Source organism: Paracoccus lutimaris (assembly GCF_003337565.1).
Taxonomy (GTDB): domain Bacteria; phylum Pseudomonadota; class Alphaproteobacteria; order Rhodobacterales; family Rhodobacteraceae; genus Paracoccus; species Paracoccus lutimaris.
The window spans coordinates 15,458-37,205 of sequence record NZ_QPJL01000019.1 but is presented as its reverse complement, the minus strand read 5'-3'; the positions used below and the strand labels follow the sequence as shown (position 1 = coordinate 37,205).

Here is a 21,748-nt window from a genome sequence, read left to right as displayed (position 1 = left end):
CCTGCCACTTTTCAAGAATAGTACCTATTCGGCGGTGACGGCATGCAGCATCACGTGAAAGATCACGTTCTGCTCGATCACGCCGCGGAACAGATGCGCCCACGGCCCGGTCGAGAACACCGCGACATCCTCGCCCGAATGGGTTTCCGAGGTCATCGGCAGCAGCGCCTGTTGCAGGTAGTCGGGGTCGGTCGCCTGTTCCTGCGTCAGGTCCGGGCGCGAGCCGGTCCAGTCATTCGCGCCCTCTTCCTGATGCAGGATCGAGCCGGCGCCATTCAGATAGCCCGCGACCGTATAGGGCTTGCCGTCCAGGGCCACCGAGGGCTTGCCGGTATGTTCGATGCCGTGGTCGTCCACCTCGTAGCACAGGCCGGTGATTGGGGTGCCGCGCCCGCAATAGCCGTTGAAGTTGATGGCATGGCTGTGGTCGGCGGTGACGATGATCAGCGTCTCGTTCAGATCGACCATCGAGGCGGCCTTCTCGATCGCGGCGGCAAAGGCTTCGCCATCGGTCACGGTGCGGTGCATGTTGCCGTCATGGTTGGCGTGATCGACGCGGCCGGCCTCGACCTCGAGATAATAGCCCTTGTCGTTGGCCGACAGGTTCTTGATCGCCATTTCCGTCATCTCGGCCAGCGAGGGCTCGCCGGTGCGATCCGCCTCATATTTCATGTGGCTGGCCTCGAAGATGCCCAGCACCGGCTTGGTCAGGTCGGCGGCCTTGGCGGTCTCGTCGTTCCAGACATATTGCCAGCCCTTGGACTTGATTTCCTCGACCAGATTTCGGTCGTCCATGCGCCGGCCTTCGCCGCCCTCGTCATCGGTGATGCCGTTGGGCAGGAAATGCTGGCGCCCGCCGCCCATGATGAAATCCAGCGTGCCGGCATTGACGGCATCGACCATCTGCGCGGCGATGTCCTTCTGGGCGCATTTCTCGGGCAGCTTGGTGTCATCCTCCCAGTCGCGATGGGCGGATTTGGCATAGACGGCGGCGGGCGTGGCATGGGTCAGGCGCGCGGTGGTGACGATGCCCACGGATTTGCCCATGTCGGTGACGATTTCGGAGAAGGTGGTCAGCCCGGCTTTCGCGGCGGCGTTGCAGTCCTCATAGTCGCCGGCATCGTCAAGGTTCACGGTGCCGTTGCGGGATTTGACGCCGGTATTCATGGCGCTGGCGGTGGGCGAGGAATCCGGCGTCTGGCCGTTGGTCGTATAGGTTTTCACCAAGGCGAGGTTCGGAAAGGCTTCCTGCGGCAGCACATGGTCGTCGCCCAGCCCGCCCTTTTTCTGTCCGACCCACAGCCGGGTGGCATAGTTCGAGCCGATGCCATTGCCGTCGGCGACGAACAGGATCACATTCTTGGCGCGGTTGGTGTTGTTGGTGACGGCGGCCAGTTCATCGATGCGTGCCTGCGCGTCGGTGTACCATTTGCTGTCTTTCTGGCTGACCGCGACCTCGGCGAGGGCGCTGGTGGCAAGGAATGTACCGACCAGAGTGGCGGTGATGATGCGGAATGTCATGGAAGGCTCCCGGTTGATCAGGCGCTTCATCGCAGCGCAATGTAACATGTTTGTTATTATCGCGTTTTGAGTTTGTGACAGTAGCTTCCCCTGCGTCAACAGTCTTGACCTGGCCAGAGCCTGTCCATGATGTTTTCCGTCGTCCCGACGCCCTTTATGCGCGGCCGGATCAGCCGGCCCAGACCCCCGTCGCCGCCGTGGCACGGGCATAATCGGCGAAATCGCGGGGCGGGCGGCCAAGCGCCTCTTGCACGCCATGGGTCGGGGTGCTGTTGCGCCCGTCCAGCACCACGGTGAACAGGTCTAAGAGCAGGTCGATGATGGGCTGCGGCACGTCACCCTGCATCGCCGCGGCGAAATGGCCGGCCGGAACCTGACGATAGCGGATATCGCGCCCCGAGGCCCCGGCGATGGCCGCGACGGCCTCGGCAAAGCTGAGCGCGCGGGGGCCGGTGACCTCGTAAAGCCGGTTCAGATGGCGCGGATCGGTCAGCGCTGCCACCGCCACATCGGCGATGTCACCCGCATCGGTAAAGGGTTCGGGCACATCACCGGCGGGCAGGGCCAGTTCGCCCGACTGGATGGCGCCCAGCAGATAGCCTTCCGAGAAGTTCTGATTGAACCAGCTGGCACGAACCACGTTCCAGTTCAGGCCGGATTCGCGCAACGCGGCCTCGGCCCGCTGGGCGCCGGGCTCGCCCCGGCCCGACAGCAGCACCATCTGCTGCAAGCCCGCCTCGCGGCCCAGCCGTGCCAGCCGGGCAATCGCCTCGTCCGCGCCGTCGACCGCCAGATCGGGCTGATAGGTGACATAGGCGCGGCTGACCCCCGCCAATGCGCCCGGCCATGTCTCGGGCCGTTCCCAGTCGAAGGGGGTTTCGGCGCTGCGCGAGACAGCCCGCGTCGCCAGTCCCCGCGCCGCCAGCCGGGCCTGCACGCGCCCGCCGGTTTTGCCATTGCCGCCGATGATCAGAATTGTGTCACGCATCGTCTCCTCCATAATGCGAGAGTTACTCGTATTTGACAAAGCGATAAACTCTCGTATTCTGTGAGTCAAGCGATTTGCAGGGGGCGGGGCATATGACACAGGCAGGGGACGCGACTGAGGCAGGGGTCATTTCCGGCATGGCCCGGCTGGTCCCGGTGCAAAAGCGCAGCCGCGAGCGGTTCGAGAGGATCCTGACCTGCGCCGAGGAACTGCTGCTGGAAAAGGGCAGTGATGGCTTCAAGATGAGCGATATCGTCGAGCGCACGGGCGTGCCATTCGGCTCGCTTTACCAATATTTTCCCGACAAGACCGCGATCATCGGCACCCTGGCCGAGCGTTACAATGCGCAGGGTCAGGCCTGTGTGGCGGGGATATTGCAGGGGTTTCACCAGCCCGCCGACCTGCCCGAGGTGCTTGGGCAGCTCGCGCAAGGCTTCTATGGCATCTATCAGGAGCGTCCGGTGACGCAGGCGATCTGGCAGGCGACGCAGGCCGATCCGATCTTGCAGGCGCTGGATGCGCAGGATTGCGCCGGGCTTTCGGCGCAACTGGCCGAGGCGCTGCTGCGGGTGGGGGAATCAGCCGGAGAGGCGGGGTTGCGCGCGGGCTTGCTGATCGCGCTGATCGGCGCGGCGGTGCGCCACGCGATCACGCTGCCCGAGGCCGAGGGGCGGGCCACGCTGGCCGAGTTCCAGCGGCTGCTGGCCGGCCAAGGCTAGGCAAGCGGGGTCGGGGCCGGCCGGCTGCGATCAGCGCAGGATGGCGCGGAAGTCGTTGAAGACCTGCACGTAAAGCGCCCGCTTGAAGGGCACGATGTTATCGATCAGATCGGCGGCGCGCATCCATTGCCAGCGCTCGAATTCCGGGTGCTCGGTTTCGATCTGCACGGCGCTGTCCGGCCCCAGAAAGCGCATGGCGAACCATTTCTGCTTCTGGCCGCCATATTTGCCCTTCCAGATCTTGCCAAGGATCTCGGGCGGCAGCTCATAGGTGATCCAGTCCGGCGTTTCGGCCATGACCTCGACCAGATCGGCGGAAACCCCGGTTTCCTCGGTCAGCTCGCGCAGGGCGGCCTCGCGCGGGGTTTCGCCCTTGTCGATCCCGCCTTGCGGCATCTGCCAGGCGGGACCGGGGTTGTCGATGCGCTGGCCGGCAAAGATCAGCCCGTCGGGGTTGATCAGCACCACGCCCGCGCCCATGCGATAGGGCAGGCCCGAGGGACCCAGAACCTTGTCGCTCATTCGGTCTTGGTTCCCGAATCTGCGCCGGTATTGGCGGGCTTCACATTCGCCGTCACCTTGTCGGCGCTGTAATCCATCGCCGCTAAGCCCTTGAGGATATCGACCGCATAGGCGAGCTGATAGTCCTCTTCGCGCAGCTTGGCGGTGGCCTCGACCTCCTTGGCCTCGCTCTCGATCTGCTTGCGCTCTTCCTCGCTGATCGAATCGTTGTTCAGCGCGCCGCGCAGATCCGCCTCAGAGCTGAGGAACTTCGAATCGGTCTTGGGCTTGTCGGCCTCGGCCTCATCCTCGGGTTTGCGGGCGGGCTGCTCGACGATGATGTCGGGCTGGATGCCCAAGGACTGGATCGAGCGGCCCGAGGGCGTGTAATAGCGCGCCGTGGTCAGGCGGATGGCGCTGTCGGCGGTGACCGGCATCACCGTCTGGACCGAACCCTTGCCAAAGGACTTGGTGCCCACGACGATGGCGCGGCGATGGTCCTGCAGGGCGCCGGTCACGATTTCCGAGGCGCTGGCCGAACCGCCATTGATCAGCACGACCATCGGCTTGCCCTCGGCCAGATCGCCGACCTTGGCGTTCCAGCGCTCGCTTTCCTCGGGCTTGCGGCCGCGGGTCGAGACGATCTCGCCCTTGTCGAGGAAGGCGTCCGAGACGTCGATGGCCTGATTGAGCAACCCGCCCGGGTTGTTCCGGAGGTCAAGGACAAAGCCCGTGACCTTGTCGATGCCACCCGCGTCCTTGATCGCCTTGGTCATCTCGGCGCGCAGCGTGTCCATGGTCTCGTCGTTGAAGGTGGTGACGCGCAGGACGACGGCATGGCCTTCGATGCGGGTCTTGACCACGGTCAGCTTGATGGTGTCGCGCACGATGGTCAGGTCGAACGGCTCATTCTCGCCCTGACGCAGGATGGTGATCTTGATTTCCGATCCGACCGGCCCGCGCATCTTTTCGACCGCCTCGTCCAGCCCCAGCCCCATCAGCGATTCGCCGTTCACATGGGTGATGAAATCGCCCGCCTGCACGCCGGCTTCGGCGGCGGGGGTGTCGTCGATGGGCGAGATGACCTTCACAAGCCCGTCTTCCTGCCCGACCTCGATGCCAAGGCCGCCAAAGCTGCCCCGGGTCTGGGTCTGCATGTCCTCGTAATCCTTGGCCGACAGGAACGAGCTGTGCGGATCAAGCGAGGTCAGCATGCCGTTGATCGCGGCCTCGATCAGCTTCTTGTCGTCGGCCTGTTCGACGTAATCGCTGCGCACGCGCTCGAATACATTGCCGAACAGGTCGAGCTGTTCATAGACCGAGGCGTTCTTGCCCGATTCCTGCGCGACCAGCGGGCCGGCGAATTGCGTGGCGACGGTGATGCCCGCAAGCGTGCCGATCGCCCCTGCCAGAAGATAGTGTTTCATTCCGTTTCGTCCTGCCCGATAGGGTTATGGCCGCTTGCGTTCTGGCCAGTTGCGTCGTGAGAAACCTCGCCGATGATCGGATTCATCACGAACCATTCGGCGGGGTCCAGCGTTTCCTTGTCCCGGCGCAGTTCAACATACAGTGTTTCTGTCTGTCCAGCACCGCCCCCGGTTGCCGCATTGGCCACAAATTCGGCCCCGAATTCCTGCGCAGGGGGTTCCTCTCCGCCCATCAGACCCACCGGCTCGCCCGCAGCCAGCACATCGCCGGTCTCGCCAAAGACCTGCGCCATGCCGGCAAATACCATGAGATAACCGCGCGCGGGTTCAAGGATCATCACATTGCCGTAATCCAGAAGCGGACCGCGATAGCGGATGGTCGCGGGCCAGGGCGTGGTGACCAGCGCCGCCGGCCCGGTGGCGATGACCTGACCGGGCCGGCGCGTGCCCGAGGCGTCGGCCTCGTTATAGCGGCGCAGCACCGTGCCCATGACCGGCAGGGGCAGGCTGCCCTGAGCGCCCTCGAAATCGGCCATGGGCGGGCCGACATCCTGTTCCATGCCGACGATGCCCGAGGCAAAGGATTCCAGCGTGTCGGCCGATTGCACCAGCGCCGTCAGCTCCTGCGGGTCCTGCCCGAAACGCACTGGCAGGCTGGAGCGGTCGGTGACCGCCGAGGCCAGCAGCCGGCGCGCCTCCTGCACCTCGCCCAGACCCTGGGCCAGCGTATTGGCGGCGCTCAGCTGAATGGCGCGGACGGTGCGGATTTCCTCAAGCTTTTTCTGCATGTCGCGGGCCTCGGCCTCAAGCCCCGGCGCCACGGATGACAGGATCATCCCGGCGCGGGCCGAGGATTCGGGGCCGGAGGGGTGCAGAAGCAGCATGGTTTCCGGCGAGCGCTGCATCGAGGTCATCACCCCCAGCACCCGGCCCAGCCTTTCGCGGCGGGCGTCGAAATCGGCGCGGATTTCCTGTTCGCGGATACCGGCGCGGCGCAAGCCATCGCGCAGCGCCGACAGGCCCTGTTCATAGGCGCGGATCATCCGGGTCAGCGCCACGACCTGATCGTCTTCGGTCAGGGCCTGATCCAGCTGGCCGATGGCGCCGCGCATCATCTCGGCGGCCTCGGCGGCCTCTTGCGCGGCCTGGCTCAACTGGGCGTTCTCCTGTGCCGAGGTCGCGGGCTGGGCCGGGGCCATCGAGGCGATGCCAAAGGCCGCCAGCATCGGCAAGAGCAGTCTGGGTCTCATGCGCGCCCGATCAGCGAAGTGCCGGTCATCTCGGGCGGCAGGTCCAGACCCATCAGGTCCAGAACCGTCGGCGCGACATCGGCCAGCCGGCCCTTGCGCACAGTAGCGCCCGCCGGGCCGCCAAAGACGATGACCGGGACCGGGTTGGTCGTATGGGCGGTATGCGGGCCGCCGGTTTCCGGGTCGATCATGGTTTCGCAATTGCCGTGGTCGGCGATGACCACCGCCGCGCCCCCGGTCTTTTCCAGCGCCGCCAGCATCATCCCCAGCCCCTTGTCCACCGCCTCGCAGGCGCGGATGGCGGCGGGCAGGCTGCCGGTATGGCCGACCATGTCCGGGTTGGCGAAATTGACGACGACCAGGTCGTAGCCGCCCTCGATCGCCTCGACCAGCTTGGCGCTGACCTCGGGCGCGGACATTTCCGGCGCAAGGTCATAGGTCGCGACCTTGGGGCTGGCGGGCATGAAGCGGTCCTCGCCCGGCTCGGGCGCCTCTTTGCCGCCGTTCAGGAAGAAGGTGACATGGGGGTATTTTTCGGTCTCGGCCAGCCGGAACTGGCGCAGGCCTTTGGCGGCGACCCATGCGCCCAGCGTGTTCACCACCTGCCGCTTGGGATAGGCGGCGGTCATGTATTCGTCATGCCTGGCCGAGTAGTCGACCATGCCCAGCAGCGCCGCCCAGTTCGGGCGCGCGCCGGTGTCGAAGGCGTCGAAATCGGGCTGGCCGATGGCGGCAAGGATTTCGCGGGCGCGGTCGGCGCGGAAGTTCAGGCAGAAAAAGCCGTCGCCGTCTTTCGCGCCCTGATAGCCTGCGATCACCGTGGGCTGGATGAATTCGTCGGTCTCGTCGCGCTGATAGGCCTCGGTCACGGCGTTGGCGGCATCGGGGGCGGGCAGGCCCTGGGCCCCGACCATGGCGGCATAGGCGCGGCTGACGCGTTCCCAGCGGTTGTCGCGGTCCATGGCGTAATAGCGGCCGATGACGGTGCCGATTTCGACGCTGGCGGGCAGGTCGCCGCGCAGCTCGGTGATGAATCCCAGCGCCGATTTCGGCGGCACGTCGCGGCCATCGGTGATGGCATGCAGGACGACCGGCACGCCCTTGTCGGCAATGGCGCGGGCGGCGGCGACGACATGCTGGACATGGCCATGCACGCCCCCGTCCGAGACGACGCCCATCAGATGCGCCGTGCCCCCGGTGGCCTTGAGCTTGCGGATGAAGTCGCCCAGCCCGGCATTGCCGTAAAAACTGCCATCCTCGATGGCGAGGTCGATCTGGCCCAGATCCATGGCGACGACGCGGCCGGCGCCGATATTGGTGTGGCCGACCTCGGAATTGCCCATCTGGCCCTTGGGCAGGCCGACATCGGGGCCAAAGGTCACCAGCGTCGCATTCGGGCAGTCGCGCATCAGCCGGTCGAAATTCGGCGTCTTCGCCTGGGCAGGGGCGCTTTGTTCGGGACGGTCGGAAATGCCCCATCCGTCGAGGATGCAAAGGACGACTGGCTTCGGGTGGGTCATGGGCGGCCTCATTCGGGGGTCGCTTCGCTTCTACGACCGCGGGGCGCGCAGGGCAAGTTCGCAGCGGGTTTCATGACCGGTTCCGGGCACGCTTTTGGCCCGGCCGCATGGATATTTGAACATGAAAGAAGCAGGGGCGCCGCACAGAAGGCCGTGCGGCGCCGGGATGCGGATCAGGCCGGAATGGCCTGGGCGGTGATTTCGTAGCCAAAAGTTTTCGCGTCCAGTTCGTCCAGCGCCTGACCGTTCACGGTTGCCTGCGGATACATCAGGAAGGGCAGGCGGCGGTCGCTACCGGCCAGCGCCAGATCCTCGGCGCTGTTGTAGCCGACCCAGTTGCCTTCCCAATTGCCAAACAGCGCCGCATTGACCTGGGTGACCAGCGGGTCATTCGGGTCCTTGATCCAGGCATCAGATTCGGCGCGCATGACTTTCAGCACGTCCGCCGGGTCCATCGCCACCCAGCCATGGCTGGCGATCCAAACCTCGGCCCGGCAATGCTGGGCGCCGGTGATGACCTCGTTCTTGGCGCCAAGCTGTTTGAAGCCAAAGGCCGAAGGCGCGACGCGGATGCCGAAGACGTCGCGGGCAGGCACGCCCGAGGCGCGCGACAGGGCCACGAACAGCCCGTTCAGGTCGGCGCATTTGCCACCGGCGCTGGCCAGGGTGGCGACGGCATCGCCCGTGCCGCAGCCGGCGGTGTCGAGGTTGCGGTGGCAGTTCGCCACGATCCAGGCATAGATCGCGCGGACTTTTTCAAGATCGCTATTGGCGCCTGCGGTGATTTTTGCAGCGGTTTCGGCGACGATGCCGTCCAGCGGCTTGTTGCCCGAGGGGCGCAGCGCCGCTTGCAGCACGGCCGTGTCCTCGGTCGCATTGCCGGGTTTGGACCAGTCGATGGTGCGGTTGCGGGTCTGGAAGCGGCTGGTCAGCGCAAGTTCCGGCGCGGCGCTGCCATCGAAGCTGGCCTGCAGGTATTTCGCGCCGCTGGCCGGATCGGTGATGATTTCGGCATGGCTGGCATTGCCCGCGACCGTATCGCCAAGGCTGCGCTGATAATCGGTGTCCAGCGACGGCACCGGCAGCCAGACCTGCGCCGGACCCTGACCGGCGGGCAGGGTGACGCGGGTCACCGTCTCATATCCCTGCCAGTCGCCGGGCTGCGGGGCAAAGGCGCGCGCCTCGGCGGCGGCCAGGGCCGGGCGGGCAAGGCTGCCCATCGCCGGGACAAGGCCGGCGGCCATGGCAAGTTTCAGGAAGCTGCGTCGAGGCGGGGTAAGCATGGTCCGGTCCTTTGCGTGGCCTGCAGCAGGGCGGCTGCCCTGCTGAAACGGCGCATGCTAGGCCGGAAAGACTTTTTCGTTCAAGTGTTTCGAGCGGGTTTGATGAATATTCAGGCGCGCGTCTGGGGGGCGGCCTGAGGGGCGGTTTCCGCTGCGATCTGCGCGGCCGATTTGCGGCCACGCTCGGTCGCGGATTTCAGCTGGCCGCAGGCGGCCATGATATCCTCGCCGCGCGGGGTGCGGATGGGGCTGGCGTAACCTGCCTTGTGGACGATGTCGGCAAAGGCCTCGATCCGTTCCCAGCTCGAGCGTTTATAGGGCGTGCCGGGCCATTCGTTGAAGGGGATCAGGTTGATCTTGGCCGGAATGCCGCGGATCAGCTTGACCAGACGGCGGGCATCGGCATCGCTGTCATTCACCCCGTCCAGCATCACATATTCAAAGGTGATGCGTTCCGAATTCGACAGGCGCGGATAGTCGCGCAGCGCGTTCAAGAGCGTTTCGATGTTCCATTTCTTGTTCACCGGCACCAGACGGTCGCGGGTCGCGTCCTCGGTCGCGTGGAAGCTGACGGCCAGAAGGCAGCCGATTTCCTCGGCGGTCTTGGCGATTTCCGGGACGATGCCGCTGGTCGACAGCGTGATGCGGCGGCGCGACAGGCTGATCCCCTCGCCATCCATCACCACCTTCATGGCGTCGCGGACATTGTCGAAATTATAAAGCGGCTCGCCCATGCCCATCAGCACCACATTGCTGACCAGGCGGGTCTCGTCCTTGGGCTCACCGGGGCGGGGCCATTCGCCCAGATCGTCGCGGGCCAACATGACCTGTCCGACGATTTCGCCCGCCGTCAGGTTGCGCACCAGCTTCTGCGTGCCGGTATGGCAGAAGGAGCAGGTCAGCGTGCAGCCGACCTGCGAGGAAATGCACAGCGTGCCGCGGTTTTCCTCGGGGATATAGACGGTCTCGACCTCGTGCCCGCCGGCGATGCGCAAGAGATACTTGCGGGTGCCGTCCGCGCTGATCTGGCGGGTCACGATCTCGGGCAGGGCGATCTCGAACCGCTCGGCCAGAAAGGCGCGGTAATCCTTGGCCAGATTGGTCATCTGCGCGAAATCGCGCACCCCCCAGTGGTAGACCCATTGCCAGATCTGGCCCACGCGCATCTTCGCCTGCCGTTCGGGCGTGCCAGCAGCGATCAGCGCCTGATGCAGCTGGTCGCGGGTCAGGCCGACGATATTCGTCAGGGCCGTCTCGGGCAGCTTGCGCGGAATGGTCAGCAGGTCCTGCGTGATCGGGGCGGCGTTCTGGGCGGTCATGGCGGAATCGGTCCGGGCGTTGGGCGAAACCGGATATATAGGCGAGACCGGCCCAAAAGAAAACAGGGGCCAAGGCCCCTGTCATCGTGAATTCTGCCAATCCGCCGGAATGCGGCTTATTTGCAGGCACCCTGCGCCTTGTTCGAGGCGGCGGTGATGCCCGACAGGCTGAACGTGTCCTTGGTCATGGTGCCCCGGGCCGAACGCCCCGAGATGACCGCCGACGAGCCGGCGCGCAGGGCCGAGATCAGCTTGCTGTCCTCGGACGGCGAGCCGGTCCAGGCGCTTTCGCCCTCGGTGAACAGCTTGAAGACATTGCCGCCGATATTCACCTCGACCGCCGAATCCGGGGCAAAGGGATAGCCGCCCGAGAAGGACACCTCGCCGGCCTGACCGGGGCGATAGGCGATATACAGGCGGATGTCGCCGCGCGTCACGTCCTTGGGCTTGCCGCTGGAATCCATGTTCTGGGTGGATTTCGGTGCGGACACCGCCCAGCATTCCTTGGGGCTGTTTGCGGAAAAGACGGTCCAGTCGCCTTCGGTCGCGACCACATTGGTCGAGTCCTGCGCGAGGACCGGCGAAGATGCGGCGATCACGAGTGCTGCAGCTGCCGCTGCGGCGCGCGGCGCGGATTTCAACATGCTCTGGCCTCCTGCCATGTCCGGTTTTATCCGGCTTGTTGCCGATGACGGTGGTGTTTTCAACCATCTCGCCGCAAAATAATGCGAAAACGCCGGCACGAAAAAGCCCTTTTGATGGGAAATCGCGCGATTGTCAGAGGAAATGCACCCATGACGGCAGCAAAACTGATCGAATTGTGGCGTGGCGGGATTCGCGAAAGCACGCATCTGGGACATGTGGTGATTGCCGACGGCAATGGCATCATCGAGGCCTGGGGCGATCCGGGCGCGGTGATCTTTCCGCGATCCTCGTGCAAGATGATCCAGGCGCTGCCTCTGATCGAAAGCGGCGCGGCGGATGCGGCGGGGCTGGGGCCGGACCATCTGGCCTTGGCTTGCGCCAGCCATAACGGCGCGGCGATCCATACCGGGCGGGTGACGTCATGGCTTTCGGGGCTGGGTCTGGCCGAGGGCGACCTGCGCTGCGGCGCGCATCTGCCCAAGGACCCCGAGGAACATCGCCGGCTGATCTGTACCGACAGCGCGCCCTGCCAGATCCACAACAATTGCTCGGGCAAGCATGCGGGGTTTCTGACCCTGAACCGGCATCTGGGCGGCGGTGCGGAATATGTCGAGCTGGATCATCCGGTCCAGCAGGCCGTGCGCGGCGCGTTCGAGGAGGTGACGGGCGAGGTCTCGGCCGGCTGGGGCGTCGACGGCTGCTCGGCGCCGAATTTTGCCTGCACGGTCGAGGGGCTGGCCCGCGCCATGGCGGCATTCGCCGCGCCGGGCGGCGGGCTGCGCGGCGATGCGCAGCGCCGGCTGGTTCAGGCGATGATGACCCATCCCGAGTTGGTCGCCGGCGAGGGCCGCGCCTGCACCGAGCTGATGCGCGCCGCGCGTGGCCGCGCCGCGTTGAAGACCGGGGCCGAGGCGGTTTTCGTCGGCATTGTCCCCGAACGCGGGCTGGGCATTGCGCTGAAGGTCACCGATGGCGGCACGCGCGGGTCCGAGGCCGCCATTACCGCGCTGCTGGTGCATCTGGGCATTCTGGCCGAGGGCGATCCGGTCGTGCAGAAATACCTGACCGGCGCACAGCGGAACTGGCGCGGGCTGGTCACCGGCGAGCTGCGCCGGGCCAGCGGCTTTCCCCTGTAGGGCAGGTCAGAGCAACTGCCAGATCAGCCGCAGCGCCAGCGCCGTCGAGGTGATGACCAAAAGCGGCTTGATCACCCGCGCGCCGATCCGCATGGCGAGCCTCGCGCCTAGAAGCGCGCCTGCGATCTGGGCGATGGCCATGGCGCCGCCAAGCAGCCAAAGCGGCTTTGCGACCACCGCAAAGGCCACCAGCCCGCCGAGATTCGAGGCAAAGTTCAGCAGTTTCGTATGCGCCGTGGCCTTGAGGATGCCGTAGCCCGCCAGCATGACGAAACCCAGCATGAAGAACGCCCCGGTGCCCGGCCCCAGGAGCCCGTCGTAAAAGGCGATGGCCGGCACGAAGGTGGCGGTGAAGACGGCGGGCGAGATGCGACGCACGCGGTCGGTGTCGTCAAGGCCGGGCTTCAGCGCGAAAAACACCGCGATTCCGATCAGCACCACCGGCAGCCCGTAGCTGAGCGCCTTGGTCGGGATCCAGGACACCATCAGCGCCCCGCAGAGGCCGGCGACAAAGGCGACGACGGCCTCGGTCTTTTGCTGGCGTAGATCGACCAGACCGCGCCGGGCGTAGGACAGGGCGGCGGTGGCGGCGCCGAAGACGCCCTGCACCTTGTTCGTGGCCAGCGCCTGCGCGGGCGGCAGCCCCGCCAGCAACAGTGCGGGCACGGTGATCAGCCCGCCGCCTCCGGCGATGGAATCGACGAAACCGGCCGCGAAAGCCGCGGCAACCAGCATCAGCACAAGATCAAGGGAAAGCTCGAACATGCCGATTTGATGGTCTGCCCTGCGGGAATTGTAAAGGTGGTGCCTGTGGCGCGGGCGGCATGGATATTTGGATGAAGAAGAAAGGGCGCGTCAGGCGCGGGGATGGGCGGCGCGATAGACCGCCAGAAGATGGGCGTCATCGACCCCGGTATAGACCTGGGTCGTCGACAGGCTCGCGTGGCCCAGAAGTTCCTGGATGGTGCGCAGATCGCCCCCCGCCGCCAGAAGATGCGTGGCGAAGGAATGGCGCAGCGCATGCGGCGTCGCCGTGGGCGGCAGGCCCAGCCCCTGCCGCAACAGCCGCATCGCCCCCGAGATCGCCGGCTGGCCCAGTCTTTTGCCGCGCGCGCCGCGAAACAGCGGGCCGTCGCGCTCCAGCGGATAGGGGCTGAGGTGCAGATAGGTCTGGATCGCGTCGCGGGCCACGGGCAGGACCGGCACCTGTCTTTCGCGCCCGCCCTTGCCGCGGATGGTCAGCGCCTCGCGCAGGGGCCAGTCGGCGCCGTTCAGCGAAAGCGCCTCGGAAATCCGCAGCCCGCAGCCGTAAAGTAGCGTCAGCACCGCCATATCGCGGGCGGCGATCCATGGCTCGGGATGGGTGCTGGCGGCCAGATCGAGCAGGTCCCGGGCCTGTTCGGGCGCAAGCGGCCGGGGCAGCGAGCGGGTGTATTTCGGCCCGCGCGAGGCCAGCGCCTTTGAAGCGTCAAAGCCGTGACGGTCCGACATCCAGCGGATGAAGCTGCGCGTGGCCGAAAGCCGCCGCGCCAGAGACCGCGCGGACAGGCCACGGCCGCGTTCAGCCGCCGCAAAGGCGCGCATGTCGGTCTGGGTCAGCCCGGCCAGCGTTGCGGGCAGGGCTGGGGCGCCGTGATGGCCGCCAAGAAAGGACAGAAACGCCAGCAGATCCGCCTGATAGGCGCGGATCGTGTGGTCCGAGCGGTCGCGGGCGGCGCGTTCGCTGTCCAGCCAGCGCGTCAGCGCCTCTGACATCACCGGGGCCAGCGCCAGCGGGAATTCCGGCGGCCTGGCCCCTGCGGTCATTGCCGCAGCCAGGACAGCAGGACCAGCCGGAAGGCCTGGCCGAAGAAACGCAAGAGATCGGTGCCCTGCGCCGGGTTGAAGCGCCCGGTATCGGCCGAGCCGATCAACAAGAGCGCCGGCCGCCGGCCGGGGCCAAGATCCAGCGGCAGCAGCGCCTCGGAGCGGATGGGGGCGCGGGTCTCGGCATGGATGGGCAGGGTCTCCGCGGCGGCGCGGCGCAGCACGATATCGTCACCGCGCGGCATCCGCCGCCCGCCCGAGATCAGCCCGGCAATCGCGCCCTCGGGGACGATGACCAAGGGACCCGAGCTTTCGGGCTCGGGCAGGGTGCCGCCCGTCTCCATCACCAGCCGCAGGGTTTCGACGCGCAGGATCGGGGCGACGGTGGTTTCCAGATTTTCCAGAAAACCCTCGAAATCCATCGGCTCCAGCAGCGAGAGCACGGCGCGATGCACGGTGTTCATGCCGGTCTGGTTTTCATAGGCGGTCGAGATCACCGATTCATGCGTGCTTTCCAGCCGGTCCAGCCGCGTTTCCAGCGCCTGCATGGCGCGGCCGCGAATGTCGATCACGTTCTCGCCGATCTCGGTCTCACGCACGCCGATCAGGGCGCGCATCAGGTCGCGGTCGGCGAGGATCAGTTCGGGCCGGGCCAGAAGGCGGGCGCGCTCGTCCTCGGACAGGGTTTCGGCTTGTGCGTCGCTGGTCATCGGCGTCCCTGTTGTCGGTTCGCCCAAAGGTCTAGCGCAGAATGGCGGGCGGGTGAAGCCTGCCTTCCTGTCCGGCTTGGCCGGCTTGCGGCATGGGGCAGGGTCGTGGCACAAGCATGCCTTGTGTTTTCTGACCGGAGAAATGCCATGGTTGCCGCCGACCCCAGCCTGCTTGACCTGATGATCGCGCTGATCCCTGCGGCGATCGCGGCATCGAACCCGGTGGTGGTTCTGGCGCTGGGGACGGCCACGATGCTCTTTGGTGTGCCCAGCTTTTGACCATGTCCGGGCCGCCGCTTTTCTATCCCCATGGCGCGCGCATCGCGGTGCTGACGCAAGAGGTGGTCGGCATTCTTGACTATCTTGCGCCCGAGGGGGGCGTGCGGCTGGGGCAACTGGTCGTGGTGCCCTTGGGGCCGCGCCGGGTGATGGGGGCGGTCTGGGGGCCGGGGACGGGCGATTTCGATCCGGCGCGGCTGCGCCCGGTGGCGCGGCTGGTCGATGCGCCGCCGCTGGCGCCCGAGATGATCGAATTCCTGACCCGGATGGGCGAATACACGCTGACGCCTCTGCCGCTGATGCTGCGCATGGCGACGCGGGCGCCCGATCTGGATCAGCCGCCCTCGGCCCGGCGGGTCATCCATCTGGCGGGCGCGGCGCCCGAGCGCATGACCGATGCCCGGGCCGCCGTCCTGCAAGTGATCGCGGAATACGGCGGGGCGGGCTTTGCGCCCGCCGAGCTGGCGCAGCTTGCCGGGGTCAGCCCGGGCGTGGTGCAGGGGCTGGTCAAGGCCGGAACCCTGGCCGAGACGCTGGCGCCACGCGATCTGCCCTATCCGCGCCTTGACCCGGACCTGCCCGGAAAACCCCTTGCCCCCGATCAGGCCGAGGCCGCCCTGCGCCTGCGCGCCGCCATCGCCAGCCGCGCCTATGGCACGACGCTGTTGCGCGGGGTGACTGGCTCGGGCAAGACCGAGGTCTATTTGGAGGCCGTCGCCGAATGCCTGCGTCAGGGCCGGCAGGCGTTGGTGCTGCTGCCCGAAATCGCGCTGTCGGCCGAGTTCCTGAACCGGGTCGAGGCGCGGTTCGGCGACCGGCCCGGCGAATGGCATTCCGGCATCACCCGGGGCGAACGGCGCAGGCTTTGGACCATGGCCGCGCAAAACCATGTCGGCATGGTGGTGGGCGCGCGTTCGGCCCTGTTCCTGCCCTTTGCCGATCTGGGCCTGATCGTCGTCGATGAAGAGCACGATTCCTCGTATAAACAGGAGGATACGGTCTATTACAGCGCCCGTGACATGGCTGTGCTGCGGGCCAGCATCGCGGGGGCACAGGTGGTTCTGGCCTCGGCCACGCCCTCGGTCGAAAGCTGGGTGAATGCGGGTCTGGGGAAATATGCGCGGCTTGATCTGCGCGCGCGCTATGGCAGTGCCGAGCTGCCCGAAATGGGCACCATCGACCTGCGCCAGCAAGAGATGGAAAAGGGGCGCTGGATCAGCCCCCGCCTTGCCGCCGAAATCCGCGCCCGCAAGGACAAGGGTGAACAGTCGCTGCTGTTCCTTAACCGGCGCGGCTATGCGCCGATCACTGCCTGCCGCGCCTGCGGCCAGCAGATCGGCTGCGACCATTGCGACGCCCGCATGGTCGAGCATCGCTTTCAGAACCGGCTGGTCTGTCACCAATGCGGCGCGACCAAGCCGATCCCGGTTGCCTGCCCAAGCTGCGGGGTCGAGGGCAAGATGACCGCGATCGGCCCCGGCGTCGAACGTCTGGCCGAAGAGGTCGCCGAGCGTTTCCCGAATGCCCGCGCCAGCGTCCTCAGTTCGGACCTGTTCCATTCCGCCCGGGCGCTGAAACAGGCGATCAGCGATATTGGCGCCGGCGAGACCGACATCATCATCGGTACCCAGCTGGTGGCCAAGGGGCACAATTTCCCGCGCCTGACGCTGGTGGGGGTGATCGACGCCGATCTGGGCCTGCAAGGCGCCGACATGCGCGCGGCCGAGAGGTCATTCCAGCTGATGCGGCAGGTCGCCGGTCGCGCCGGGCGCGAGGGTGGCGAGGCGCGGGGGCTGGCGCTTTTGCAGACCTATCAGCCCGACCATCCGGTGATCCGCGCGATCCTGTCCGGGCAGGACGAGGAATTCTGGGACGCCGAGGCCGCCGGGCGTCAGGCCGCCGGCATGCCGCCATTCGGCCGGCTGGCGGGGATCATTCTGTCCCATCCCGACCAGCCCGTGGTCGAGGATTACGCCCATGCGCTGGCCCGCCGCGCTGCCCCCCTGCAGGCCATCGGGGCCGAGCTGTGGGGACCAGCGCCCGCGCCCATCGCCCGTGTGCGGGGCCGCTACCGGGTCCGCATGTTGATCCACGCGGCCCGGCAGGCGCCGGTGCAGGCCGCGATCTCGCAATGGCTGGCCTTGGCGCCCAAGGCGCCCACGAACCTGCGGCTGGCCGTCGATATCGACCCGCAAAGCTTTCTTTAGGCGCTAGAGATCCATCTCCAGCATGACCAGATCATGGGGGATGATGCGTCCATCCTTGCCCCGGCGGCTGCGCAATTCGGGGATCAGGCGATGGGTGACGCGAAAGCCGACCTGTTCATAGAAGGGCCCCGCCGTCTGCGTGCCCAGATGCACGGTCGAAACCCCCAGCCCGCGCAGGAAATCCAGCATCGCGCCCGCCAGTTTCGTGCCGGTGCCCGGCGGCAGGCCGGCCATGATCGTCATCGTCGCCAGATAGGCGTAAAGCCGTCCGTCGCGGGCATGCAGCGATCCGCTGGCCCCCCCGCAAAGCCGCCCCGAAGCATCGCGCATGGTCAGTGCAAAGCCCGGGCGGATCTTTTCGTCGGCCTCGTTCACCGCTTCAAGGTAAAGCGTGCGGCCGGGGCCGGCCTCGGGGAAATCGTGGATAAAGGCGGCGGTGTGGTCGGGGCCGGCGGGCATGTCGATGGACTGCATCCGGTAGCCCGCCGCCGTCAGCACCGGGCCCAGCCGGTCGGCATAGGTGGTCAGCACCATCACGCGGCTGACCGGCGCGCCCGATTGCGCCAGCGCGGCGCGGTGCCGGGCGATGACGGTCAGCGGATCGGCCAGAAAGGCGCTGCTCTCGGGGTCGGCGACATCGGGATATTCGGTCACCACATCGGGGTTGAAGCCGAAATCCCGCTCGCGCTCCAGAAACAGTCCGAAAAGCGCCCGGGCATGGTCGTCCAGGACCTGCTGGGGCGCGGTGTCGCGGGTCGCGCCCGCAAGCGCATAGCTGATCCCGCCGCTGGTCAGTGGCTGCATGATGTCATCCTCCGTCCGTTACCCGCGTCGATCCCGTGCTCACCAGACGCAACCCGCTGGACCTCCAAGGGTTCCTGCCGGAAGTGGCGGTCCGGCCTTGCCATTTTGGCGCTTTCGCTCGGCTGCCGGGCATGCAAAAATATTGCGTCGCCAACGGAAGGACCCTGGCCCATGAAGTCGCCCCTGCCCGAGGCGGTCAAGAAATCCGTCTTGCTCAGTGGCCTGAGCGAAGACATGCGCGAGAACCTGCTGAAGGATTCGGTGCGCCGCTCATATCGCGAGGGCGAGACGATCTTCGTGCAGGGCGATGTCGCGCGGTCGGTGTTGATCGTGCTGAGCGGCTACGTCAAGCTGTCGCGCATGACGCCCAGCGGAAACGAGGCGGTGGTGACGATCATGGGCCGCAACCGCAGCTTTGCCGAGGCGATGGTGCTGAGGGGCGAACCCTATCCGGTCAGCGCCGAGGCGATTTCGGATTGCACGCTTTTGCAGATCGACGGCGTGCGGCTGCGGCAATTCCTGCTGGAAAATCAGGAATTCGCCATTCGCATGCTGGCCTCGACCTTCGTGCATCTGCAGGGGCTGATCGACCAGATCGAACGGCTCAAGGCCCATACCGGCTTGCAGCGCGTGGCGCAGTTCCTGGCCGATCTGACCGATCTCGAGCAGGGCTCCTGCGAGGTCAACCTGCCCTATAACAAGCGGCTGATCGCCGGCCATCTGGGCATGCAGCCCGAAAGCCTGTCGCGCGCCTTTGCCCGGCTGCGCGAACATGGCGTGCGCGTCGATGCCAACAAGGCCGAGATCGACGACATCGCTGCCCTGCGGCTGCTGGCCCTGGACTGAGCAGGACCGCGCCGGGGGCATTTTATCCGCCCACCAGCTGGCGATAGATCGCAGGCAGGGCCGCCATCAGGTGATCGGGATGCGGGATCAGGGAAAAGCCGCCCTGACCGAAAATGCGGGGAAACCAGCTTTTCGCGTCGCGATCCACGGTGATGCCATAGACCGATTGCCCCTTCATGCGGGCCTCGCGCACGGCGCGGGCGCTGTCCTCGATGCCGTGGCGGCCCTCGTAATGGTCCAGATCGTTGGGCTTGCCATCGGTGATGACCAGCAGCAGCCGGCGTTTCGCGGTTTGCTCGGCCAACCCCGCCGAGGCGTGGCGGATGCCCGCGCCCAGCCTTGTGTAAAAGCGCGGGCGCAGGCCGGCGATGCGCCGTTCGATGGCGCCGCTCATCGGCTCGTCAAAGGTTTTGCAGGTGCCCAGGAACACCCGGTCACGCTTGAGCGACGAAAACGCGTTGATGGCAAAACTGTCGCCACAGGCCTCAAGCCCCCAGGCCAGAGCGGTCAGGGCCTCGCGCTCGATCTCGATCACGGCGCGGCCGGTGACCGCGCTTTCGGTCGAGCGCGACACGTCCAGCAGGATCGAGACCGCCAGATTGCGCGCCTGCGGCCGCGACTGGCGCCAGATGCGGTCGCTGCCCTGTCCGGTGGCGCGCAGATCGGCGGCGGCGCGCACGGTCAGGTCGCTGTCCAGTTCCTCGCCGTCGCGATGGCCGGTGGTGGTGATGCGGCCGGGGCGCAGGGCCTCGAACTGGCGGCGCACGGCGCGGATGCGGCGCTGCGCGGCGGGGTCGCGGATCAGTTCGGCAGTCGCATCCCCGGGGTCGATTTCGGGGGCACGGTTTTCCAGCACGCGCACATGGTCGGGCAAGTAGTGCCCGCGCCGCGCGTCCCATTCGGGATAGGTATGGATGCCGGCGACCGCCTCAAGATCCGCATCCTCGGGCGCAAGATCGAGATGCAGCCGCAGACGCGTTGCGGGCGCCTTTGAAATCTGGCCAAGGCCCAGTTCTTCCTGATCCTCTGCCGCCTTCTTCGCGTCGTCCTGATCGTCATCATCGACATGCCGGTTGAGGTTCATCAGATTGGCCCAGCTCAGCAGGGCCTCGAATTTGTGCAGGATCAGGCTGTCGCGGCGGTTGGGCTGGTCCGATTTGCGCCGCTGGGCGCGGAACATGCGCTGGTTGCTGAGCTCGGCGGCGATGCCGTCGGCCTGTTCGGCGGCGCTTGCTGCCTCGGCGCTGGCCATGGGCGCGAAATCGGGCCAGACCACCACGGGCCGCATCGGCTGATAGCCGCGCGGCGCGCGCAGACCCGAGGGGTCGTCCAGCATCGCCAGCCAGTCCTGCGACAGCGGCGACAGCGGCGCGGGATCGCCCAGAATGTGACGGATGATCGCCTCGACATTGGCTTCAGCCGGGGGCAGGCCGGTGACGGGGCGCAGCTTCAGGATCAGCCCGGCAAGGCCGCGATAGAGCCCGGTCAGGCCGGGGGCGTCCGCCAGTGTCGCCTGAACGGCGTGGCGGGCGGCGCCGATCCGGGCAAGGTCGCGGGCCAGCGGGTCGTCCTGCGGGGCGGGGCGGCATTCATGCGCGGCGCAGGCTGCCAGCCACAGATAAAGCGCGCCATTCGCCTGCCGGCTTGGCAGCGCCGAAAGGCGTTCGGGCAGGCGCAGGATTTCGCCGTCGAAACTGGCCGAGGGCACGGTTTCGGCGGCGGTCCCCAGCTTGCGGCGCCAGCCGATACGGTGATGCGAGGTCTGGATGGCGGCGGGCCTGATCTCGACCGAGGGGGCGCCGCCAAGACCGCGAAACAAGACCGCGATGCGGCCCGCGACCTCGGGCAGCGCCACGGATTGTTCGGCAAAGTCCTGAGGCGCGTCAAAGCCGCTGGCCCAGGCGTGCCAGAGCTTGCCGACGGTTTCCTCGGGCTCCCATGGTTCCAGATCAAGGCTCATGCCGCCCGCCCTTAGCCAAAGACCGCGGCGGCAAGGTCGCGCAACCCGCGCTTGGTGTCGGCGTCATCGGTCAGCGACTCGATCATCGCCGCCTCGATGGCGCGGTCGACGCCCATGCCCTGCTGGATCAGCGAGGCGGCATAGACCACCAGCCGGGTCGAGACGCCCTCTTCCAGATCCTGCCCCTTGAGGCCGCGGATCTTGCCCGCCAGCCGCACAAGGGCGGTCACGCGGTCGCGGTCAAGGCCGCTTTCGCGGGCCACGATCTCGATCTCGCGGGCGGGTTCGGGGAAGTCGAATTCCAGCGCCAGAAACCGCTGCCGGGTCGAGGGTTTCAGCGTTTTCAGGATGTTCTGGTAGCCGGGGTTGTAGCTGGCGACCAGCATGAAGCCGGGGGCGGCCTCAAGCTCCTCGCCGGTGCGGTCGATGGGCAGGATGCGGCGATCATCGGTCAAGGGGTGCAGGACCACGGTCACGTCCTTGCGCGCCTCGACCACCTCGTCGAGGTAGCAGATCGCGCCCTCGCGCACGGCGCGGGTCAGCGGGCCATCGGTCCAGACGGTTTCGCCGCCCTTCAAGAGATAGCGCCCGATCAGGTCGGCCGCCGACAGATCGTCATGGCAGGCGACGGTGTAAAGCGGCCGGCCCAGCCGCGCCGCCATATGGGCGACAAAGCGGGTCTTGCCGCAGCCCGTGGGGCCTTTCAGCAGCACGGGCAGATCATTTGCGGCGGCAGCCTCGAAGACCGCGATCTCGTCGGCGCCGGGCAGGTAGAAGGGGGCGTCAGCCGCCCCTTTCCGATTGGTTTTCGCATGCGCGTTCATGGC

At 66.8% G+C, this 21,748-nt stretch carries 20 protein-coding genes; 5 read left to right on the top strand and 15 right to left on the bottom strand.

The window, feature by feature from the left end; genetic code table 11:
- Positions 1-24: 24 nt before the first annotated feature.
- Positions 25-1,521, bottom strand: coding sequence for an alkaline phosphatase (locus tag DFP89_RS14950; RefSeq protein WP_114350224.1), 1,497 nt, complete (start codon positions 1,519-1,521; stop codon positions 25-27).
- A gap of 169 nt (positions 1,522-1,690) precedes the next feature.
- On the bottom strand, positions 1,691-2,509 hold the full coding sequence (locus DFP89_RS14945; RefSeq protein WP_114350194.1) for an NmrA family NAD(P)-binding protein: 819 nt from the start codon (positions 2,507-2,509) through the stop codon (positions 1,691-1,693).
- A gap of 92 nt (positions 2,510-2,601) precedes the next feature.
- Between DFP89_RS14945 and DFP89_RS14940 the strand changes: the two genes are divergently transcribed.
- Positions 2,602-3,228, top strand: coding sequence for a TetR/AcrR family transcriptional regulator (locus DFP89_RS14940; protein ID WP_114350193.1), 627 nt, complete (start codon positions 2,602-2,604; stop codon positions 3,226-3,228).
- Positions 3,229-3,258: 30 nt separating this feature from the next.
- Here DFP89_RS14940 and DFP89_RS14935 read toward each other — a convergent pair whose 3' ends face one another.
- From DFP89_RS14935 to DFP89_RS14905, 7 genes are all read right to left on the bottom strand, one after another.
- A complete protein-coding gene (locus DFP89_RS14935; protein WP_114350192.1) occupies positions 3,259-3,750 on the bottom strand; it encodes an RNA pyrophosphohydrolase in 492 nt (163 codons plus the stop codon).
- Positions 3,747-5,156, bottom strand: a complete 1,410-nt coding sequence (locus DFP89_RS14930; protein WP_114350191.1) for a S41 family peptidase — start codon at positions 5,154-5,156, stop codon at positions 3,747-3,749. Before DFP89_RS14930 ends, DFP89_RS14935 begins: the two co-directional genes overlap by 4 nt.
- Positions 5,153-6,406 carry a murein hydrolase activator EnvC family protein gene (locus tag DFP89_RS14925; RefSeq protein ID WP_114350190.1) on the bottom strand — a complete coding sequence of 418 codons (1,254 nt, stop codon included), beginning with the start codon at positions 6,404-6,406 and terminating at the stop codon, positions 5,153-5,155. The genes DFP89_RS14930 and DFP89_RS14925 overlap by 4 nt, the downstream gene beginning before the upstream one ends.
- Positions 6,403-7,926, bottom strand: coding sequence for a 2,3-bisphosphoglycerate-independent phosphoglycerate mutase (gene gpmI, locus DFP89_RS14920; protein WP_114350189.1), 1,524 nt, complete (start codon positions 7,924-7,926; stop codon positions 6,403-6,405). Before gpmI ends, DFP89_RS14925 begins: the two co-directional genes overlap by 4 nt.
- Before the next feature lie 173 nt (positions 7,927-8,099).
- Entirely contained in the window at positions 8,100-9,209 is a 1,110-nt protein-coding gene (locus DFP89_RS14915) for a transglutaminase-like domain-containing protein (RefSeq protein WP_114350188.1), read from the bottom strand.
- Between the two features lie 110 nt (positions 9,210-9,319).
- Positions 9,320-10,528: a dual-specificity RNA methyltransferase RlmN gene (gene rlmN, locus DFP89_RS14910; protein WP_114350187.1), complete on the bottom strand. Its 1,209-nt coding sequence runs from the start codon at positions 10,526-10,528 to the stop codon at positions 9,320-9,322.
- A 116-nt stretch (positions 10,529-10,644) separates the two neighbouring features.
- On the bottom strand, positions 10,645-11,172 hold the full coding sequence (locus DFP89_RS14905; RefSeq protein WP_114350186.1) for an invasion associated locus B family protein: 528 nt from the start codon (positions 11,170-11,172) through the stop codon (positions 10,645-10,647).
- A gap of 150 nt (positions 11,173-11,322) precedes the next feature.
- Between DFP89_RS14905 and DFP89_RS14900 the strand changes: the two genes are divergently transcribed.
- Positions 11,323-12,309, top strand: a complete 987-nt coding sequence (locus DFP89_RS14900) for an asparaginase (RefSeq protein WP_114350185.1) — start codon at positions 11,323-11,325, stop codon at positions 12,307-12,309.
- 6 nt (positions 12,310-12,315) lie between these two features.
- Here DFP89_RS14900 and DFP89_RS14895 read toward each other — a convergent pair whose 3' ends face one another.
- From DFP89_RS14895 to DFP89_RS14885, 3 genes are all read right to left on the bottom strand, one after another.
- Entirely contained in the window at positions 12,316-13,074 is a 759-nt protein-coding gene (locus tag DFP89_RS14895; protein WP_114350184.1) for a TSUP family transporter, read from the bottom strand.
- A 90-nt stretch (positions 13,075-13,164) separates the two neighbouring features.
- Positions 13,165-14,115 carry a tyrosine recombinase XerC gene (locus DFP89_RS14890; protein ID WP_114350183.1) on the bottom strand — a complete coding sequence of 317 codons (951 nt, stop codon included), beginning with the start codon at positions 14,113-14,115 and terminating at the stop codon, positions 13,165-13,167.
- Entirely contained in the window at positions 14,112-14,825 is a 714-nt protein-coding gene (locus DFP89_RS14885; protein ID WP_114350182.1) for a DUF484 family protein, read from the bottom strand. Before DFP89_RS14885 ends, DFP89_RS14890 begins: the two co-directional genes overlap by 4 nt.
- A 147-nt stretch (positions 14,826-14,972) precedes the next feature.
- Between DFP89_RS14885 and DFP89_RS21045 the strand changes: the two genes are divergently transcribed.
- Both DFP89_RS21045 and DFP89_RS14880 read left to right on the top strand, forming a co-directional pair.
- Positions 14,973-15,104, top strand: a complete 132-nt coding sequence (locus DFP89_RS21045) for a hypothetical protein (protein WP_281271210.1) — start codon at positions 14,973-14,975, stop codon at positions 15,102-15,104.
- Between the two features lie 2 nt (positions 15,105-15,106).
- On the top strand, positions 15,107-17,311 hold the full coding sequence (locus DFP89_RS14880; protein WP_114350181.1) for a primosomal protein N': 2,205 nt from the start codon (positions 15,107-15,109) through the stop codon (positions 17,309-17,311).
- A 3-nt stretch (positions 17,312-17,314) separates the two neighbouring features.
- On the opposite strand, the gene DFP89_RS14875 is transcribed toward DFP89_RS14880, so the two are convergent.
- Positions 17,315-18,115 carry a GNAT family N-acetyltransferase gene (locus DFP89_RS14875; RefSeq protein ID WP_114350180.1) on the bottom strand — a complete coding sequence of 267 codons (801 nt, stop codon included), beginning with the start codon at positions 18,113-18,115 and terminating at the stop codon, positions 17,315-17,317.
- A gap of 171 nt (positions 18,116-18,286) precedes the next feature.
- Here DFP89_RS14875 and DFP89_RS14870 point away from each other — a divergent pair, with 171 nt between their 5' ends.
- Positions 18,287-18,961, top strand: coding sequence for a Crp/Fnr family transcriptional regulator (locus DFP89_RS14870; protein WP_114350179.1), 675 nt, complete (start codon positions 18,287-18,289; stop codon positions 18,959-18,961).
- A 22-nt stretch (positions 18,962-18,983) separates the two neighbouring features.
- Here DFP89_RS14870 and DFP89_RS14865 read toward each other — a convergent pair whose 3' ends face one another.
- Both DFP89_RS14865 and DFP89_RS14860 read right to left on the bottom strand, forming a co-directional pair.
- Positions 18,984-20,921 carry a nitric oxide reductase activation protein NorD gene (locus DFP89_RS14865; RefSeq protein WP_114350178.1) on the bottom strand — a complete coding sequence of 646 codons (1,938 nt, stop codon included), beginning with the start codon at positions 20,919-20,921 and terminating at the stop codon, positions 18,984-18,986.
- Positions 20,922-20,932: 11 nt separating this feature from the next.
- Positions 20,933-21,745, bottom strand: a complete 813-nt coding sequence (locus DFP89_RS14860; protein WP_114350177.1) for a CbbQ/NirQ/NorQ/GpvN family protein — start codon at positions 21,743-21,745, stop codon at positions 20,933-20,935.
- Positions 21,746-21,748: the final 3 nt, after the last annotated feature.